Origin of the sequence: Maritalea mediterranea, from assembly GCF_021568695.1 — a bacterium.
GTDB lineage: Bacteria > Pseudomonadota > Alphaproteobacteria > Rhizobiales > Devosiaceae > Maritalea > Maritalea mediterranea.
On sequence record NZ_JAKGTI010000001.1, the window covers coordinates 1,276,120 to 1,294,012 of the forward strand.

The 17,893-nt window shown below is 52.8% G+C and carries 18 protein-coding genes; 8 read left to right on the plus strand and 10 right to left on the minus strand.

Annotated features, from left to right (window positions below; genetic code table 11):
* Positions 1 to 2: 2 nt before the first annotated feature.
* The 4 genes from L1I42_RS06200 to rpsF all read right to left on the minus strand — a co-directional run bounded on the left by L1I42_RS06200 (position 3) and on the right by rpsF (position 3,038).
* Positions 3 to 1,487 (minus strand): replicative DNA helicase, encoded by a 1,485-nt coding sequence (locus tag L1I42_RS06200; RefSeq protein WP_236113616.1) that lies wholly within the window; start codon positions 1,485 to 1,487, stop codon positions 3 to 5.
* Positions 1,488 to 1,736: 249 nt separating this feature from the next.
* Positions 1,737 to 2,339, minus strand: a complete 603-nt coding sequence (gene rplI / locus L1I42_RS06205) for a 50S ribosomal protein L9 (protein WP_236113617.1) — start codon at positions 2,337 to 2,339, stop codon at positions 1,737 to 1,739.
* Between the two features lie 69 nt (positions 2,340 to 2,408).
* A complete protein-coding gene (rpsR, locus tag L1I42_RS06210; RefSeq protein ID WP_255768534.1) occupies positions 2,409 to 2,663 on the minus strand; it encodes a 30S ribosomal protein S18 in 255 nt (84 codons plus the stop codon).
* A 12-nt stretch (positions 2,664 to 2,675) separates the two neighbouring features.
* Positions 2,676 to 3,038, minus strand: coding sequence for a 30S ribosomal protein S6 (gene rpsF / locus L1I42_RS06215; RefSeq protein ID WP_236113618.1), 363 nt, complete (start codon positions 3,036 to 3,038; stop codon positions 2,676 to 2,678).
* A gap of 387 nt (positions 3,039 to 3,425) precedes the next feature.
* Between rpsF and L1I42_RS06220 the strand changes: the two genes are divergently transcribed.
* From L1I42_RS06220 to gmk, 8 genes are all read left to right on the plus strand, one after another.
* On the plus strand, positions 3,426 to 3,875 hold the full coding sequence (locus L1I42_RS06220) for a GNAT family N-acetyltransferase (protein ID WP_236113619.1): 450 nt from the start codon (positions 3,426 to 3,428) through the stop codon (positions 3,873 to 3,875).
* Positions 3,876 to 3,907: 32 nt separating this feature from the next.
* Positions 3,908 to 4,855 (plus strand): ACP S-malonyltransferase, encoded by a 948-nt coding sequence (gene fabD, locus L1I42_RS06225; RefSeq protein ID WP_236113620.1) that lies wholly within the window; start codon positions 3,908 to 3,910, stop codon positions 4,853 to 4,855.
* Between the two features lie 24 nt (positions 4,856 to 4,879).
* On the plus strand, positions 4,880 to 5,617 hold the full coding sequence (gene fabG / locus L1I42_RS06230) for a 3-oxoacyl-[acyl-carrier-protein] reductase (RefSeq protein WP_236113621.1): 738 nt from the start codon (positions 4,880 to 4,882) through the stop codon (positions 5,615 to 5,617).
* Between the two features lie 202 nt (positions 5,618 to 5,819).
* Complete coding sequence (locus L1I42_RS06235; RefSeq protein WP_133572318.1) at positions 5,820 to 6,056, plus strand: acyl carrier protein; 237 nt, start codon at positions 5,820 to 5,822, stop codon at positions 6,054 to 6,056.
* A gap of 46 nt (positions 6,057 to 6,102) precedes the next feature.
* The gene (gene fabF, locus L1I42_RS06240; protein WP_236114181.1) at positions 6,103 to 7,365 is read left to right on the plus strand and encodes a beta-ketoacyl-ACP synthase II; all 1,263 of its coding nucleotides are present in this window, start codon (positions 6,103 to 6,105) and stop codon (positions 7,363 to 7,365) included.
* Between the two features lie 96 nt (positions 7,366 to 7,461).
* A complete protein-coding gene (gene mltG, locus L1I42_RS06245; protein WP_236113622.1) occupies positions 7,462 to 8,583 on the plus strand; it encodes an endolytic transglycosylase MltG in 1,122 nt (373 codons plus the stop codon).
* Between the two features lie 30 nt (positions 8,584 to 8,613).
* On the plus strand, positions 8,614 to 9,507 hold the full coding sequence (locus L1I42_RS06250; protein WP_236113623.1) for a YicC/YloC family endoribonuclease: 894 nt from the start codon (positions 8,614 to 8,616) through the stop codon (positions 9,505 to 9,507).
* Positions 9,508 to 9,515: 8 nt separating this feature from the next.
* Positions 9,516 to 10,154 (plus strand): guanylate kinase, encoded by a 639-nt coding sequence (gene gmk / locus L1I42_RS06255; RefSeq protein WP_236113624.1) that lies wholly within the window; start codon positions 9,516 to 9,518, stop codon positions 10,152 to 10,154.
* A 338-nt stretch (positions 10,155 to 10,492) separates the two neighbouring features.
* On the opposite strand, the gene rsmA is transcribed toward gmk, so the two are convergent.
* From rsmA to L1I42_RS06285, 6 genes are read right to left on the minus strand one after another with little or no spacing between them, the layout of a single operon-like run.
* Complete coding sequence (gene rsmA / locus L1I42_RS06260; protein ID WP_236113625.1) at positions 10,493 to 11,338, minus strand: 16S rRNA (adenine(1518)-N(6)/adenine(1519)-N(6))-dimethyltransferase RsmA; 846 nt, start codon at positions 11,336 to 11,338, stop codon at positions 10,493 to 10,495.
* Between the two features lie 28 nt (positions 11,339 to 11,366).
* The gene (pdxA, locus tag L1I42_RS06265; RefSeq protein WP_236113626.1) at positions 11,367 to 12,371 is read right to left on the minus strand and encodes a 4-hydroxythreonine-4-phosphate dehydrogenase PdxA; all 1,005 of its coding nucleotides are present in this window, start codon (positions 12,369 to 12,371) and stop codon (positions 11,367 to 11,369) included.
* A 9-nt stretch (positions 12,372 to 12,380) separates the two neighbouring features.
* Positions 12,381 to 13,325 carry a peptidylprolyl isomerase gene (locus L1I42_RS06270; protein WP_369413073.1) on the minus strand — a complete coding sequence of 315 codons (945 nt, stop codon included), beginning with the start codon at positions 13,323 to 13,325 and terminating at the stop codon, positions 12,381 to 12,383.
* 32 nt (positions 13,326 to 13,357) lie between these two features.
* Positions 13,358 to 15,664 carry an LPS-assembly protein LptD gene (locus L1I42_RS06275; RefSeq protein WP_236113628.1) on the minus strand — a complete coding sequence of 769 codons (2,307 nt, stop codon included), beginning with the start codon at positions 15,662 to 15,664 and terminating at the stop codon, positions 13,358 to 13,360.
* Positions 15,661 to 16,737: an LptF/LptG family permease gene (locus L1I42_RS06280; protein WP_255768542.1), complete on the minus strand. Its 1,077-nt coding sequence runs from the start codon at positions 16,735 to 16,737 to the stop codon at positions 15,661 to 15,663. The genes L1I42_RS06275 and L1I42_RS06280 overlap by 4 nt, the downstream gene beginning before the upstream one ends.
* Complete coding sequence (locus tag L1I42_RS06285; protein WP_236113629.1) at positions 16,734 to 17,831, minus strand: LptF/LptG family permease; 1,098 nt, start codon at positions 17,829 to 17,831, stop codon at positions 16,734 to 16,736. Before L1I42_RS06285 ends, L1I42_RS06280 begins: the two co-directional genes overlap by 4 nt.
* Positions 17,832 to 17,893: the final 62 nt, after the last annotated feature.

Sequence of the window (17,893 nt, forward strand, 5' to 3'; positions counted from 1 at the left end):
AACTAATCTAGCTGTTCTGGCAGATACTCATCTTTAGCCAAATTGCCAAAACGTGTAAGATTCGCATTAAAGTGTAGCTGCACTGTGCCCGTAGGACCATGCCTTTGCTTGGAAATAATCACTTCCGCGCGGCCCTCAACCTCATTCATCTTGGCTTGCCACTCAAAAAACTCCGGTGTGTTTTCCTGCGGCATCTTGCCTTTGAGGTAATATTCTTCCCGATACACAAACAACACCACGTCGGCGTCCTGCTCGATCGAACCCGATTCCCGAAGGTCAGCCAATTGCGGGCGCTTATCATCCCGCGCTTCCACCTGACGGGAAAGCTGAGAGAGGGCGATGATCGGTACATCCAGCTCTTTGGCTAGGGCTTTGAGACTGGTGGTAATCTCGGTCAATTCCTGTACCCGGTTGGCTTGCGATTTTGCCGACGAGCCGGACAGGAGCTGCAAATAGTCAACGATCAACAAATCAATGCCCTTTTGCCGCTTCAAACGGCGCGCCCGGGCGGCGAGTTGCGAAATGGCCAGGCCACCCGTGTCATCAATATAAAGCGGGGCCTTGGCCATGATATTGGAGGCCTCGACCAGCTTGGAGAACTGGCTTTCGTGGATTTTACCGCGCCGGATGTCGGACGAGGAGATGCCCGATTGTTCCGCCAGAATACGGGTGGCAAGCTGCTCTGCGCTCATTTCCAGCGAGAAGAAGGCGACCACACCGCCATTGGCAGGCTTAATCGAGCCATCGGGCAGCACCTCGGGCTCGTAGGCCTTCGCAATATTAAAGGCGATGTTGGTGGCCAGTGAGGTTTTACCCATGGCGGGACGTGCCGCGAGAATAATCAAGTCAGAACGCTGCAGGCCGCCCATTTTCTGGTCCATATCGATCAAACCAGTCGCCAAACCGGACAAAGAGCCGTCCCGACGATAGGCTTCCCCCGCCATATGCACGGCTTCGCGCAGGGCAGCACTGAAATCAACAAAACCCCCATCGGAGCGGCCTTTTTCGGCAAGTTCAAACAGGGCCTTCTCGGTATTTTCAATCTGCAGGGAAGGCGGGCTGTCAAAATCTGCCGTATAGGCCTCGTTGGCCAAGGTTTCACCCACAACAATCAGTTTGCGGCGGATCGCCAGGTCATAAATGGTTTGCCCATAATCCGCCGCGTTAATAATGGTCGTGGCATCAGCCGCCAGACGCGCCAGATATTGCGTCATGGTGAACTCGGGCGTCAGGTCGTCGGGCAGAAAGGTCTTTACAGTGATGGGGGTGGCGCGCTTGCCGGACCGAATGATCTTGGTGCAAACCGAATAAATATCCGCATGCACCTGCTCATAAAAATGTTCTGCCAGCAGAAAATCGGAAACCCGGTCAAACGCCTCATTGTTCACCATGATCGCGCCCAAAAGGGCCTGTTCCGCTTCAACATTGTGTGGCGCCTGCCGATAGTCTTCAGACTGTGCAACGTCGAATTTTTGTACTGCTTCCATTCTACATTCCCCTTGGGTCTCGACCCCGGATCAACCCATGGCCAATTGTCCACAATTTAACAGCTTTGGCCAGTGCTAGCTTTGATTGACAGGTACTTCTTTCATTGCCAATTCGCAGGCCTGTGATCAATGGGGAAAAGCGATGCGCCCATCAATATCCAAAGACCGTTTCTCATCAGCAACAAACCGGACAATAAAAAAGGCTGGAGCAGCGCCCCAGCCTTTAATTCAGATCGAAAAGAAGAAAGCTTATTCAGCTTTTGCTTCTTCTGCTTCGTCTTCAGCAGCCTGTGCTTCCTCGGCAGCTTCTTCCGCAGCTTCTTCGGCTTCCGCTTCAATTTCCGCAGGCACTTCGTCAAAATTCATCACGGTGAGATCTTCACCTTGTGCCTGACGATCCGCCTCATCTTGTGAACGGGCAACGTTCACAGTGATTTCGGAGGTCACTTCAGCGTGCAAAGCCAGGGCCACAGTGTGCAAGCCAACAGCTTTGATAGGCGCGGCCAGCTCAACTTGAGAGCGGCCCACCTTGATGTTGTCCTCAGCTAGGCTATCTGTGATGTCCCGTGCAGAAACAGAACCGTAAAGCACACCAGTTTCACCCGCCTGACGGATAATGGTGACGGTTTTACCGTTCACTGATTCGGCCACTGCCATCGCAGAATCACGACGCTCGGCGTTGCGCTTCTCGATTTCTTCACGCTCGGCTTCAAAACGGGCGCGGTTTGCTTCGTTCGCACGCAATGCTTTGCCTGTTGGCAACAAGAAGTTGCGGGCAAAACCGTCTTTAACAGTCACTTCGTCACCAATGGTGCCCAAACGACCAACGCGCTCAAGTAGGATAACTTTCATTTTATATCTCCAATGCTGTCCCGCAAATTGCGGTTAGGGGAGGTGTCCCCAACGTTCGGCGAACCGAACTTAACTTACAACGTAAGGCAAAAGGCCCAAGAAACGTGCGCGCTTGATGGCACGTGCCAATTCACGCTGCTTTTTCGCAGAAACCGCTGTGATACGGCTTGGAACGATTTTGCCGCGCTCTGAAACATAGCGCTGCAACAAACGAACATCTTTATAGTCAATCTTTGGAGCGTTGGCGCCAGAGAAAGGACATGTTTTACGACGACGCTGGAAAGGACGACGTGTTTGTGTACCTGATAGATCACGAATTGCCATGGTCAACTCTCCTTAGAAACGACGGCCGCCGCCACGACGATCATTGCGATCATCGCGCTTTTGCATCATTGGGGATGGGCCTTCTTCCAGCTCATCAACGCGCACAGTCATGTAACGCAACAAATCTTCGTTGAAGCGCAACTGACGCTCAACTTCCGCAATTGCGGTAGCTGGTGCTTCAACATTGAGCAAAGTGTAGTGAGCTTTGCGGTTTTTGTTGATGCGGAATGTCATGGATTTCAGACCCCAATATTCAGTTTTGGAAACTGTACCGCCATTGGCAGCAAAAAGGTCTGTAACAGTTTGGGTAAGCTCTTCCACCTGTGATGTGGAAATATCCTGACGTGCCAGGAAAATATGCTCGTACAATGGCATATTATTTCGCCTTTTGTTTGGTTTACACTTATGTTCATCCGCCGGCGCAAAGCCCCTTTGAAGCCTTCAAAAGGCGTCAAAGAAATCTTACAAAGAGCGGGAACACGGGAGGCCGATGCCCTTCCTGGCACCATCTGTCTGCATAACCATGTGGCAATGAAAAACAGTCCTCCGTTCAGCTCCCGGCCAAACGAACAGGGGCTTCATAAAGTGAGAAGCGGTAAAATGCAAGCCTTTTGCCGGTTTTTATTGCGCGGCCTATGCCCAGAAAATTCAGGACTTACACACAGGCGAAATGGCAAATAGCCGAGTTTGTCCTTGCGTCTCAATCTGAGCAAACTATAAACTCCCCCGAAAATTCAAAGATAAAAGGGGAGTGGCCAGCGCATGACCACGTCAAAAGTACGCCCGTTGGAGAGCGATGATAAAGAACGATGGAGCGAGCTTTATGCCGCCTATGCGCGCTTTTACAATGCAACCCAAAATGGCGAGATGCGCGAGCAGGTCTGGGCGTGGCTGATGGACGAGTCAAACGAGCTTAAGGGACTTGTTGCGCTGGACAAGAAGGACAATGTGGTCGGCATTGCACACTATCGCCCCTTTTTGCGACCGCTGGCGGCGTCAAAAGGCGCCTTTTTGGATGACCTGTTTGTAGACCCGTCGCACCGCGGTTCAGGGGCTGCAGAGGCTTTGATCGGCGAAATTAAAGCTGTGGCCGAAAAAGAAGGCTGGACCATTGTTCGCTGGGTCACCGCTGACAATAATTACCGCGCACGTGCTGTTTATGACCGTGTTGCGCGCAAAACTGACTGGCTGACCTACGATATTCAGCTTTAGATTATTCAGACCAATCAAGTGAGGCTTGAGATATGAGTTCAACCGCATTCACCTTTCCCGGACAAGGCAGCCAGGCTGTCGGCATGGGGCAAGAGCTGGCGGAACATTACGATGTGGCCAAAAAGGTTTTTGAAGAGGTCGATGACGCGCTGCAAACCAAATTGTCGTCCATCATGTTTGGCGGGCCTGACGACACCTTGCGGCTGACCGAGAATGCCCAACCCGCGTTGATGGCCGTGTCGATGGCGGTGATCCGTGTGTTGGAGAGCAAAGGCGTGAAGGTTGGTGATGTGGCCAAATATGTGGCCGGGCACTCGCTGGGCGAATATTCGGCCCTTTGCGCTGCTGGTGCGCTTTCAATTGCAGACACAGCGCGTCTTTTGCAAGTGCGTGGGCGCGCCATGCAACAAGCTGTGCCGGTGGGCGAGGGCGCCATGGCCGCCATTCTTGGCCTTGAATATGATGAAGTTGAGGAAGTGGTGCAAGCTGCCGCCCAAGGGTCAGTCGTGGAAATCGCGAATGACAACGCGCCGGGCCAAATTGTGGTCTCCGGGGCCGCGTCCGCTGTGGAACGCGCGGTGGAAATGGCCAAGGCCAAAGGCGCAAAACGTGCCATGCTGCTGCCCGTATCCGCCCCTTTCCACTGTTCCATGATGGGCCCGGCAGCGGAAGCCATGGAATCGGCCTTGGCAAGTGCTGAGGTGAAAGAACCGGTGGTGCCGGTGGTGGCCAATGTGTTGGCAACCCCGATTTCCGATCCGGCCGAAATCAAGAAGCGTCTGGTCAAACAGGTGTGCGGCAAGGTGCGTTGGTCGCAATCGGTGACCTGGATGACCACTGAAGGCGGCATCGACACATTGGTGGAGCTGGGCACTGGCAAAGTGTTGACCGGTCTGGCCCGTCGCATCAATCGCGACGCCAACGCACTGGCGATCAATACGCCGGACGATATTGAAAAATATGTAGAGAGCTTAGGCTAAGACCCAAACCTATAGGGGAACTAAATGTTTGATTTGAGCGGTAAACGAGCGCTGGTGACCGGAGCAAGTGGCGGTATTGGCCGTGCGATTGCCGAAAAACTGGCTGAAGCAGGTGCAACGGTGGGCCTATCCGGCACACGCGTGAATGTGCTGGAAGAAGTGGCAAACGGCATTTCCGGCGACACCCATATTCTGCCTTGCAATCTTTCAGACAAAGACAGTGTAGACGCCTTGATCCCGTCAGCCGTTGAGGCGATGGGCGGTCTGGACATTCTGGTGAACAATGCCGGCATCACCCGCGACAATATTTTCATGCGCATGAAAGACGAAGAGTGGGATGATGTGATCGCGGTAAATCTGACCGCGGCCTTCCGCCTATCCCGCGCCGCGGTGAAAGTGATGATGAAGCAGCGCTATGGCCGCATTATCGGCATCACATCGGTCGTGGGCGTCACCGGCAATCCGGGCCAAGGCAACTATGCTGCCTCAAAGGCTGGTCTGATCGGCATGTCCAAAGCGATTGCCCAAGAAGTGGCCAGCCGCAATGTGACGGTCAACACCATCGCGCCGGGCTTTATTGCTTCGGCCATGACGGATGAGTTGAACGAAAAACAGCGGGACAGCATTTTGGCCACAATTCCAACAGGCCGGCTGGGTACAGCAGATGAAATCGCCGCCGGGGCAGTCTTTCTGGCCAGCGACGAAGCGTCCTATGTGACCGGGCAAACCATGCACATTAATGGCGGTATGGCCATGATCTAAAACCGCTTTGATCTTACATGAGAATTTTTTTCTCAATATGGTCAAATGTGGAAAAGTATGATAATGCCCCGTCCAACACGGGTCCAATACATGCCTTAACCTTGATTTTATTCAAGATGAGGTGCATTTAAGCGGACAACACGCCACACAAAGTGGTGCCGTTGAACTAAATTGTAGACTTTTAGGTGAAGAGGAACCAAATATGAGCGATATTGCAGATCGCGTTCGCAAGATCGTTGTTGAGCATTTGAACGTAGATGCCGACAAAGTGACAGAAAAAGCCAGCTTTATTGATGATCTTGGCGCGGATTCGCTCGATCAGGTTGAACTGGTTATGGCGTTTGAAGAAGAATTCAGCGTAGAAATCCCTGACGATGCCGCTGAATCCATTCAGACATTTGGCGATGCCGTTTCTTTCCTTGAAAAGGCTGTGAAGTAAGACCAAGGGCTGAGCCCTTAGCAGCCGTAGGACATCTGAGATGAAGTTGCGCAGAATAGTTGTCACCGGTCTTGGCATTGTCAGCCCTTTGGGCGCCAATGTGGAGACCGTTTGGAAAAATATTCTTGACGGCAAAAGCGGTGCCAAAAAGGTAGAAGAATTTGATGTGTCAGATTTGGCTTGTCAAATTGCCTGCCGCATCCCGCTTGGTGACAGCGCCGAGGGCAACTTCAATCCGGATGACTGGATGGACGTAAAAGAACAAAGAAAGGTTGACCCTTTCATTGTTTACGCCATGGCGGCCGCAGGTCAGGCGCTTCAGGACAGTGGTTTTGAGGCCAAAACAGACGAACAAAAAGAACGGGCCGGTGTATTGATCGGTTCGGGCATTGGCGGCGTTGGTGGCATTTATGATGCCTCTGTTACGCTCGCTGAAAAAGGCCCGCGTCGGATCAGTCCGTTTTTTATCCCTGGTCGCTTGATCAATCTGGCGTCCGGCTATGTTTCAATCCGTCACGGATTGAAAGGGCCAAATCATTCTGTGGTCACCGCTTGCTCAACCGGCGCACACGCTATTGGCGATGCGGCCCGCTTGATCGCGCTGGATGATGCAGATGTGATGGTGGCCGGTGGCGCAGAATCGCCGGTAAACCGCCTTTCGTTGGCTGGTTTTGCGGCCTGTCGCGCCCTCTCAACCGGATTTAATGATGATCCGACACGCGCATCTCGCCCATATGACAAGGCCCGAGATGGCTTTGTAATGGGGGAAGGTGCAGGCACCGTCATTTTGGAAGAATATGAACATGCCAAGGCCCGCGGCGCCAAGATCTATGGCGAAGTGGTTGGCTATGGCCTGTCGGGCGACGCCCACCACATCACAGCGCCTGCCGAAGATGGCAATGGCGGCTATCGCTCCATGCAGGCAGCTATTAAGCGCGCCGGACTGGATGTGAGCGACATTGATTATGTAAACGCGCACGGCACCTCAACGCCTCTAGGTGATGAGATCGAGCTCGGCGCGGTGACACGACTTTTGGGCGAACATGCCAAAAACCTCACCATGTCTTCAACCAAATCTGCTGTCGGCCATTTGTTGGGTGCGGCAGGCGCGGTAGAGGCAATTTTCTCCATTCTCGCCATGCGCGACAATATAGCACCGCCCACCATCAATTTGGACAATCCGTCGGTTGAAACCGAGATTGATCTGGTGCCAAACAAGGCAAAAGCCAAAGAAATCAATGTGGCGCTGTCCAACTCTTTCGGCTTTGGTGGCACAAACGCCTCTTTGGTGTTCAAAAAGCTGGATTAGGTGAAGTGCAAAAGAGCGGGGATGAGCCATCTTCGCTCTTGTTTTTGCCCCATTCATCTATTCAGTATAGCGCCAAATTATAAGAAGCAGGGTGCCATGTTTGGAAAACGCAAAAACAAAAAAGTCCGCAAAAAACCAAATACATTCGTGCAAGTGGCCAACGCCTTTATGACCCTGATTATATTGGGGATCGTGATTGCCGGTGGCCTACTTTATTATGGCATCAATCAATTCAACGCTGCAGGGCCAGTTAAAGAAGAAACCATCTTCGCGGTGCCGCAGGGGGCGGGCGTTTCCACCATTGCCCGCAAACTGGAAGATGAAGGGCTGATCACTAACTCGTTCATCTTTCGTTTTGGGGCTGTGGCACTGGATAAAGATACGGAGTTGAAAGCTGGCGAATTCCGCATTGCGGCCGATTCTTCCATGCGCGAAATCCTTACAGAACTGAGCGAAGGCCGGGCAATCCAATACAATGTGACCATTCCGGAGGGGTTTACCTCTTGGCAGATCGTTGAACGGCTGAGGGCTGCCGAGCTTTTGACCGGTGAGATTGAGAATATCCCGGCCGAGGGCACCTTGCTGCCAAATACCTATAATTTTGAGCGTGGGGCAACACGACAAAGCGTTTTGGACCAGATGAAAGAAGCGCATGATGAGGCGCTGGCCGAAATCTGGGAAAACCGCGACGAGGGCCTGCCGATAGAAACGCCTGAAGAATTGGTGATCTTGGCCTCAATCGTGGAAAAAGAAACCGGCTTGGCTGAAGAGCGCCCGGAAGTGGCCGGGGTGTTTATCAACCGGTTGAACCGCGGCATGCGGCTGCAATCTGACCCGACCATCATTTATGGCATCACCAAAGGTGAGGGCACTCTGGGTCGCGGGTTAAAGCGCTCTGAAATTGACACCAAAACTGACTATAATACCTATCAGATCGATGGGTTGCCAATTGGGCCGATCGCCAATCCCGGCATCGAATCCATGAAGGCTGTGGCCAATCCGGCAGAGACAGATGCGCTCTATTTTGTGGCGGATGGCAGCGGCGGACATGCCTTTGCCAAAACCTACGATGAGCATCGGGCCAACGTCGCCAAATGGCGTCAAATTGAGAAAGAGCGGCAGGAAGCTGCAGAGGCTGCTGCCGAGGCAGAAAAAGAAGAGCTGCAACGCCAAGAAGCCGAAAAGCTGGACGAAAAGAGTAGCGACAGCGCAGAATAGACGCTGACAAGCGCGAAGAGGAGAGCGGAAATGTCAAAACCAATCGCCAGCATGACCGGTTTTGCCCGGGCGGCCGGGGGCATTTCTGGTGCAGCCTTTAATCTCGAAATTAAATCGGTGAATGCCCGAGGCCTTGATTTGCGCTTGCGCGTGCCGCCGGGCTTGGACGATCTCGAAAACCTGCTGCGTCAAAAGTTGACCAAGGCGCTGACACGCGGGGCTGTGCAGGTCAATCTCAACATCAGCTATGAGCATTTGCAGAGCGAAGTCAGCGTCAACCAGCAAGCATTGCAGACGGTGATTGACGCAATAGGCCAACTCAGCGCTAAAGTCGAAGCGGATAAGCCCCGCCTCGATGGCATTTTGGGCCTTAAAGGGGTGCTGGAGCTGTCCGAAGCCAAGCTGAGCGAAAAAGAGCTGGGTGATTTGAAACAGGCGGTGCTCGACGCCGCGGACAATACGATTTCCGATCTCATCGCCTCCCGCGAAGCCGAAGGGCTGAACATTCATGCCTTTTTGACCCAACGCCTGGTGGAGATCGCTGAGTTGACATTGAAGGCAGAAGAGCATCCTGCCCGAAGTCGCGAGGCGATTTTGGAAAAGCTCAACAACCAAATTGCGCTGTTGCAAGAAGGTGAGAACGGCCTTGCCGAAGACCGGCTCCACGCCGAGGCGTTGGTGCTGGCCACAAAAGCAGATATTCGCGAAGAGCTGGACCGATTGGTGGCGCATGTGGCCGCCGCGCGCAAGCTTTTGAAGCAAGGCGGGCCGGTGGGCCGAAAGCTTGATTTTCTGTCCCAGGAGTTTAACCGCGAAGCCAACACGCTGTGTTCAAAGAGCAATCATGTGGATTTGACAGCGATCGGACTTGATCTCAAAGCGGCGATCGATCAATTACGTGAACAAGTGCAAAACATAGAATAGGACCTGCCATGTTTGACCGTCGGGGCTTGATGCTCATTCTCTCTTCACCTTCAGGTGCAGGCAAGACGTCGATTTCCCGCACCATTTTGCAGCAGGATTCTAATCTCAAATTATCCATATCTGTGACCACGCGCCCAAAACGCGCCAATGAGGTGGATGGCGTCGATTATTTTTTCAAAACAGTCGAACAATTTGAGCAGATGCGGGACAATGGCGAGTTGCTGGAATGGGCCGAAGTGCATGGCAATTTCTATGGCACCCCAAAAGCCGCCATTGAGAAGGAGCTAGACGCGGGGCGCGATGTGCTCTTTGATATTGATTATCAGGGCGCGATCCAGCTCTATGACAAATGCCCGGAAGATATAATCGGCGTTTTCATTTTGCCACCTTCTATCGCCGAACTGAAACATCGGCTGGAGCGCCGGGCAGATGACAGCGAAGAGGTGATCCGTCGCCGCCTCACCACCGCGCAGCAGGAACTGAAGCAGTGGGAGAGTTACGACTATATCATCGTGAACCATGATCTTGAGGAGAGCTGTCAGGCTGTACGGTCCATATTGCATTCCGCCCGCATGATGCCATCACGACAAAAGAACCTGGCGGGCTTTGTGAAGGGCCTGCAGAGCGAGCTTGATTCAATATTGTAATTGCAATGCAGAGGCGAGGTGGTGAACCCTGTTCACCATTTTTGAATTTTTGCTTTCGATCACGGTCACAAGGCTATACACGAAGATGGGTTTGTGCTACTCTTAACGTGCTAACAAAGAGGTGTGCAGCGTCGAACGATTGGAAATTTTCCGCCAATTGCAAGGTGTTGCCAGTCCACCATCTTTTTGTATATGCGCTCACGATACTCAATATTAGGCACGAATATTGCTGTGTCCACCCGCTCGTGGTTCGAGCGGGTGTTTTGCATTTTAGGGGTAGGTTTTTGGCATGATACCCGCGATTACTACCCAGCCGCTCCCTTATCTGTCGATCAGATTTAACTCTGTTGCAGCGCCTCGATCCAACCGGCCATCGCTACAAATTGCGCCATCGATATTTGCTCTGCACGTTCTGTGCCCTTAAGCGACAGCGCTTCAAACAATGCGGGCAGATCTACATCTAACGCCTTCAGGCTTTGACGCAGCATTTTGCGGCGTTGACCAAAGGCGGCGCGGGTCACATGTTCAAGCGTTGTCGCCTTGATTTCATTAGCCGAGGGATTCGGCACCAGATGCACAATCGCCGAACTCACTTTAGGGGGCGGGGTAAAGGCGCCGGGGCCGACATTCAACGCCACATTTGCCTGACACCGCCATTGCGACAGGATTGAGAGGCGACCATAGGCCTTGCTGCCCACCGGGGCGCAGATGCGATCGGCGACTTCCTTTTGAAACATCAATGTCAGACTGTCGAAATAGGGTGGCCATGGATCTTCCAGCCAGCCCGTCAGCAAGGGGGTGGCGATGTTGTAGGGCAAGTTGGCGATGATCTTGGTCGGCCCATCTGCCAAAGCACGATAATCAATCTCCATCGCGTCACCTGAAATGACTTCCAGCCGCCCCGGATAGGCATCAGCTATTTCAGCCAATGCAGGAAGGGCGCGGTCATCGCGCTCAATCGCAATCACTTTTTTGGCGTCAGACGCGAGCAGCCCGCGCGTCAGTCCGCCGGGGCCGGGGCCAACCTCGATAATAGTATGATCCTCAAGTGGAGCCGCAATGCGGGCGATGCGGGCGGTCAGGTTAAGATCGAGCAAAAAATTTTGCCCCAGCTCCTTTTTGGCCCGTAACCCGTGCCGGGCAATCACATCGCGAAGCGGCGGCAAGCTGTCAATTTGGCTCATGCGTCACACCCGATCCATTCCGTTGCACTCAAGTGAGGGGCTTTTGGGTCATTTCGTCGGCAATGGCAAGGGCTTTCAAGAAACTATTGGGTGAGGCCTTGCCGGTACCGGCCAAGGTGAGGGCGGTGCCATGGTCCGGCGAGGTGCGCACAATCGGCAAGCCAAGGGTGATGTTCACGCCCTCATCAAACCCAATGGCTTTTACTGGAATGAGCGCTTGATCGTGGTACATGGCAATCAGTGCATCATAGTTGGACCAGATATGTGGCGCAAAGGCCGTATCTGCCGGCAGCGGGCCATCAACCGGGAACCCCTCTACCCGCAGACGTTGCAACGCCGGGGCAATAATGTCTATCTCTTCTTTGCCCATTGTCCCGTCTTCACCCGCATGGGGGTTAAGCCCAGTGACGCCAATTTGCGGCCGCTCGATCCGAAACCGTGTTTGCAAGTCACGATAGACGATCCGCACATTTTCTATAATCAAGTCTGGCGTGAGCGTCTCAAATACCTGCTTTAGGGCCATATGGATTGTCACCGGCACAGCGCGACGGCTCCCATGGGCCAACATCATAATCGGTGTGAGCGTGTCACCGCCCTTGGCGCAGAGACTTGCGAGATATTCCGTGTGACCTGGAAAATCAAATCCTTCTTTATAAAGATTGGCCTTGTGGATGGGCGCGGTGACGAGACCGCGGCACTGGCCGGCAAAAATAGCGTCCACACTTTGACGAATGGCATCGACCACTAGCGGTGCAGCATCAGGTGACAAGATGCCTGGTTGGTCTACGACGCGATGGCCCAGATCGACAACGGGTAGGGCATGATCGAAAATTTCGGGCGCCTGGCCTGGCGTGGTCGTTTTAATGGCAAGGTCATATCCCAGTCGCTTGGCGCGGGCATCCAACAAGTCCGGATCACCAAACACACAAAAAACGGGCAGCTTTTGCGCCACCCGCTCCTTGTAGATTTTTAAAATCAAGTCTGGTCCGATACCCGCAGGTTCTCCAATCGAAATGGCGAGAGGTGAGGGCATAAAAATGGCTTATCGATTTTCAATAGTGGCTTGCTCGCGCAATTTAGCGAGATACTCGTCCGCTTCATCCTTGAGCTTTTCTGATCCAACTTCGTTGCGCAACTTATTCTTCACAAAAGTCAAATCTTCCGCAGCGGTTTTGGCACATACGGCCAGCATCTGCACCCCGCTAGCAATAGTGCGGGGCTTGGAAATACCACCCACATTTAAGCCAGCCAGTTCTTGTGCAACCGGATCTGGCAGTTGCGTCGAATGACGACGACCCATTTTTCGCACTGCAGCATCGCGATAAGATAGAGCCAGATCGACGGCATTGTCGCAGCCATTAAAATTGCGGCGATATTGATTGGCTTCGTTGGTTCGTGAGCGTGTGTTGCCCGTGGTGTTCAAAAACACAATCTCGGTCAGCATAAAATCGTAATGCGTTGTGTTGCCGATCTCTTCCCGAGCAGCCAAATCCAGTTCCAAATCGGAAATCTGCACTTTCTTGCGCAACACCTGCCTGACGATTTCCTGCCAAGCCAACTGCGATCTAAGCTTGTTCTTGAGCGTTGTCGACTGCACGCCAGCAGCGTTCAAGATTTCTGTCAGCTTTGACGAACTGAGCTTTAGTCTGACGGCGACACGATTGTACGCATCGTTAACAGCGCGATCAGATATGGAGCCGCCTAGGCGTTTGAGCTCGCCCATAATCAGCGCTTCATCAATCAGCTCTTCTCTCGCTAAGCGAAGGCGATCGCTGTTGGATTTACCGCGGCGTTCCAGCCGAATAAATCCCGCACGTTGGCTGATATCATGATCGGTGATGGTTTGTCCGTTCACGACCACCTTCACAGTGGCAGCAAAACTGGACTGGCCAAAACTGGCCAAGCTCAGCATGGCGATGAGGACAAGGCTTAGAATGCGCATAGTCAATTGATCCCGATGATTACTTGAAAATTGTTTAGCACACATGCAGAACAAATGCGGCCATTTTTTGAGACAGGCTAGAAATCATAGTCATAGCCATAATCGCCGATCATTTTCAGATTGAGCTTGGCGCCAATAGTGTCCTTAGGGTCAAGCGTGTTGGCGGAAGAGCGGTTGTAATAAAGGGTACCGCCCAGATAGCCGTCATCATAGCTTAGATCACTGCCGTAGCTCACAAAGCTTTGATCGGCGATGTCATAGTTGGAGTAGGCGCCAACGCTCCAATAATCATCAATATAAACGCGCACATCACCCCCCACTTCATGACGATCCTGGGTGGCACCCGGCGCAACGCTTTGGTGCGCATAGCTGTAAAATGCTCCTGCGCTGAAAACACCGCCATTATATTGACCGGCGACCGAACCACGTGCGACCTGGCCATTGTTCGGATCAATGAGCGTTTTAGCTCCCAATGTTATGCCGTCGAATGGTGCGCCCTGGATGCCTGCAACAAAATAGGAGGGCGATTGATCTGCGCCACTGCCGATACCGGTCTGATATGGATTTGCGACTGCAGCCGCGTTGGTGCCGCCAAGATGGTAGGATTGACCCAAAACAATATCGACCCAACGACCATTGCCGAAATCCGCATTATAGTGCGCGCCCAGAGCGACCCTTGTGCCGCTATCTTGCCGATCTTCACCCGAAAAGCGATTGAAGCTGAACAGATTCGTATCGTCAAACACAAAGCTTTGCGCATCATCATTAGTAACGCCGGTGGTGGTGGGGCCGCCACGCGATACGATTTGAAGGCGCGGGGCAAAATAGTGTTTTGTGCCTGAGCTGTCGGTGCCGACCAACGGCCAGCTTACATCCAAGGCGGCAATCGGCGTGGCACTATATACGATATCTGCCGCAGGCGCGTCGGCATGACCACTGGCGCCGTCATATTGTGCAATATCTGCCCGAGCGCCCAAATACGGGGCGATCAACAAGCCGCCAGGGGCAACCCACTGTTTGCTCCAACCTGCTTCTAGGGTCAGGTGGGATTTGGCCCCTTCAAACCCAAACACATGCGGAGTGCCATTCACGCTGGTCGCATGATCCGCATCGCGCTCGAGATGAATAAGTTTGCCAGAAAGGCGGACCTCGCCCCAATCATTGGCCAATTGTTGCACATGATTGGCTTCGATCTTTGGTGCAATCAAGGCCTGACGTGCTTCATTCGCGGCACCACCTTCGCCCAATCCGACATATTGCTCAATGCGCCCATCCAAATAGCTGTCGCCTTCAAGATAAGTGCCGTAAACCCGATTGACAGCATATGAGCCTTCACGATTGCCAACATCATAATCTGTGAGGAAAGAGCGATCGGAAAACAAGGTGTAGGCACCGCCAATGGTCACATGCTCTGTCGGCGTGTAAACCGCGCTCGCTTGCACCGCGCCGCGCATGTTGCGATCACCTAGCTTGCCGCTAAAGGCTGAGGGGTTGAACTGATAGATACCATGGCCGGTGACCTTAACTGATGTCACCTTTGTCGAATGCGCCCAATCCAGTTGGCCCAATACGCCTTGATTGGTGAAAATGGTCGGCGTCAGGGTCAAATTGGTCCGCGGATCATGCAAAATGAAACCCGGATAGGCGATACCTACGCCCAGTTCAGCCGAATAGGACAGACGCGCTTTCAACAACTCATCATAATCTGTCAATGATGGGTCGGGAATCGTCAAATAAGGAATGGTCGCGATCGGCACGCCAGCAAACACCATCGATGGGCGCTCAAAATAGATGGTCTTTTCTTCAGTATTGCGCACGATGCGCACGGCTTTGATGCGCCAGCCGATTTCGCGGCCCTTTTCGTCAACACAGGTGCCGCAAGGGGTGATGTCCGCATCGTTTAGATCAAGACTGCGATTGGGTTTGATCTCTGCCTCCGCGGCGGAAAGCCAAATTCCTGCCTCATCTTGGAAAATCAGCTTCTCCAAAAAGCCCTGCCGGAAATCCCCAGTAAGATTTGCTCTGTCTGCTACATAAACGAGACCGGTCGGATCTTTGACCGCAACATTGCCAACAAGTTCGACTTCCCGGGTGCGCTTGTTATAAACGACACGGTCAGCCTTAACGAGATAACCTTCAGCAGAAACCTCCACATCACCTGTGGCTATAATCAGGCCTTGCGCGGACAGGACAGTTAAGGTTTGGGCACTGACTTTTAGATCACTTGTGGTGGAAAGGGCTTGGCCCGCGAAATAGTCAGTAGGCAGGAGTTGGGTTTGTTGCGCCGAAGCCGCAGGCGCAAAAGCGCAGGTCGCTAGCAATGCAACGCTCAGCAACGTCGACTTCAACTTCCCCTTATGCGTGCAAAAACGCGTCACGCTCATCCATCTTCCTTCAGCAACAGAACGGTTGTGCCAATGACAATCGCCACAATTGCAGGTCCCCATGCCGCCAATAGCGCACTGATATTGCCAGATTCCCCGGCGCGATCGGCAAGCTTTGTCAAAATATACACGACAAACCCTAACAAAATTCCGTAAATGATATGGGTTCCCGACGTACCCATACGTGAGTAACCCGATGTAAATGCGAACGCAATTAATAAAGTGCCAACAAGCACAATTGGCAAGGCCTCCAAGCGTCGCATCCGCATCTGCGCAACATATTCAGCGGGGGTTGTGACGGTTTTATCACGCAATTGCGATTTGAGTTCAAAAATGGACATGCGCGATATTGCGCCCAGTTGAAGCTGGAGCTGAGCGGCGCTAAATGATGTGGGCAACGAAAAAGTTTTAAAACTTTCAACGGGTTGGCCTGGTGAGCTGATGGTTCCTTCAATAAAGGTCCATGCAAAATTTTCATATCTTGCTTGCTCAGCCTCAATTTGCCGATTGTCACCGCCTTGCCCACCAAGCATGAACACCCGAACACCATTCATCACATCGCCGGTATTTAAGATCTGATCGGCCTTAATGATATAGCGCCCCTCGGCGTAGTCTTGTTCTATCCAACCTGAACGTCGTGTCGGTGCTGCCGAACCAGCAGATTGTGCCTTGATCTGCGCATCCACAAGATCATTGAGTTTCAAAATCACCGGATCGAGCGCATAGCTGACAGTCAGTCCGAGCAATATTGCAAAAATCACGGGTGCGCGCACCAATCCCCAGATGGAAATGCCCGACGCTTTGGCAACAATAAACTCGCGGTGATTTTGCAAATCGCTTATAGCAATCACACCGCCGATCACAAAGGATATCGGCAGCAAATCCATGCTCCAAACAGCGGCGGTGAGCGCTGCAGCAGACAAGGTTGTGCCGGGATTGCTCATCATATTGGTGCCCGGCTGGTTGCTGAATTCGACGATTTCGATCAGTCCCACCAAGCAAAAGAACAGACTCATCACCAGCAAGATGGATTTGCACAATTTTATGCTCACATGCAGGCCAAGGCGGGTCATCCGGTTCCTCCCAAATTCGGGGTGCGCTGCAACAAACCTTGCCTGAACACGGCAGGAACCGACACAACTAGCGGCAACATTGCAGGTGCGTAGACCAACGGCCACAAGGTGGGAGACCGAAATACATATTGTTCAACACCTGTGCCGATCACCTTGACGATAACAGCAATGGCCAACACCACAAACTCGATGCTGACGCGCGACTTGCCCCGCATAGTGTTCGGGCGGGAGACCATGAGAAAAGCCAAAAGCCCCATCGAAAATACATAAAGCGCTGCCACATTGCGCAAATGCAGATTCAGCGTATCGCGGGCGGAAAGCGGACTGCCTCCCGATTTGCGCAGCAGTTCCAATGAGTTCGGTGTGACGCTCGCGGCGGAATTGCTGCCGGACAAATCGGCCACGGCCAAAGAATAGGTGTCGAATTCCAGCCCGGTCATTTTGCGGGTGGCATAGGTAAAATACTGAATTGAGCCGCGGCGAAGCCGCACGGTCAACACGCCATCAATCTGTGCCAACTGCGACTCCTCGGCAATAATGGTTTGCGACCGCAGCGGATCGCGCGTGTCGTAAATGAAAAAACCCAGACCCGTGCCATCGGGCGCGCGATCGCGGATCATCATGGTGAGCCCGCTACTCACTTCGGTAAATCGACCGGGCCGAGACGAGTTGGCCACCAAATCTGCATTGATTTGATCACTTTGCACCGCGATGAGATATTTTGTTGCCGGCACAATAAAATGGGTGAGGGCGAGGCTGGTTACAATCGATATGCCAATAAACAGCGCCCAGGACCGCAAAAACGGTTTCAGGCCGACGCCAGCATAGATCGGAAATATTTCCTTCGAAAACTGCAACGCCCGCACGGTGCGCGAAATGCCCAGTGCCACGCACAAAAACAACACGATGTTGAGGATTTCCGGGAGACTTAAAAAAGACTGATAGACCATGGCCCCCAAGCCTTGGCCCTTATTGGTCACCAATTCTACCGCGCGTAGCAGTTGGATCAGCCAACCGAGAAAGCACAGCAAAAATGCAATGCCAGCTGCCGCAACCAGATATTTCTTGAGTATGTAGCGAGTCAGCAATTCCATAGAAAACTTTTGCCACAGCTTGGGCTCCACCACCATCTTTTTTAAGGTGATTTTATCCCTTA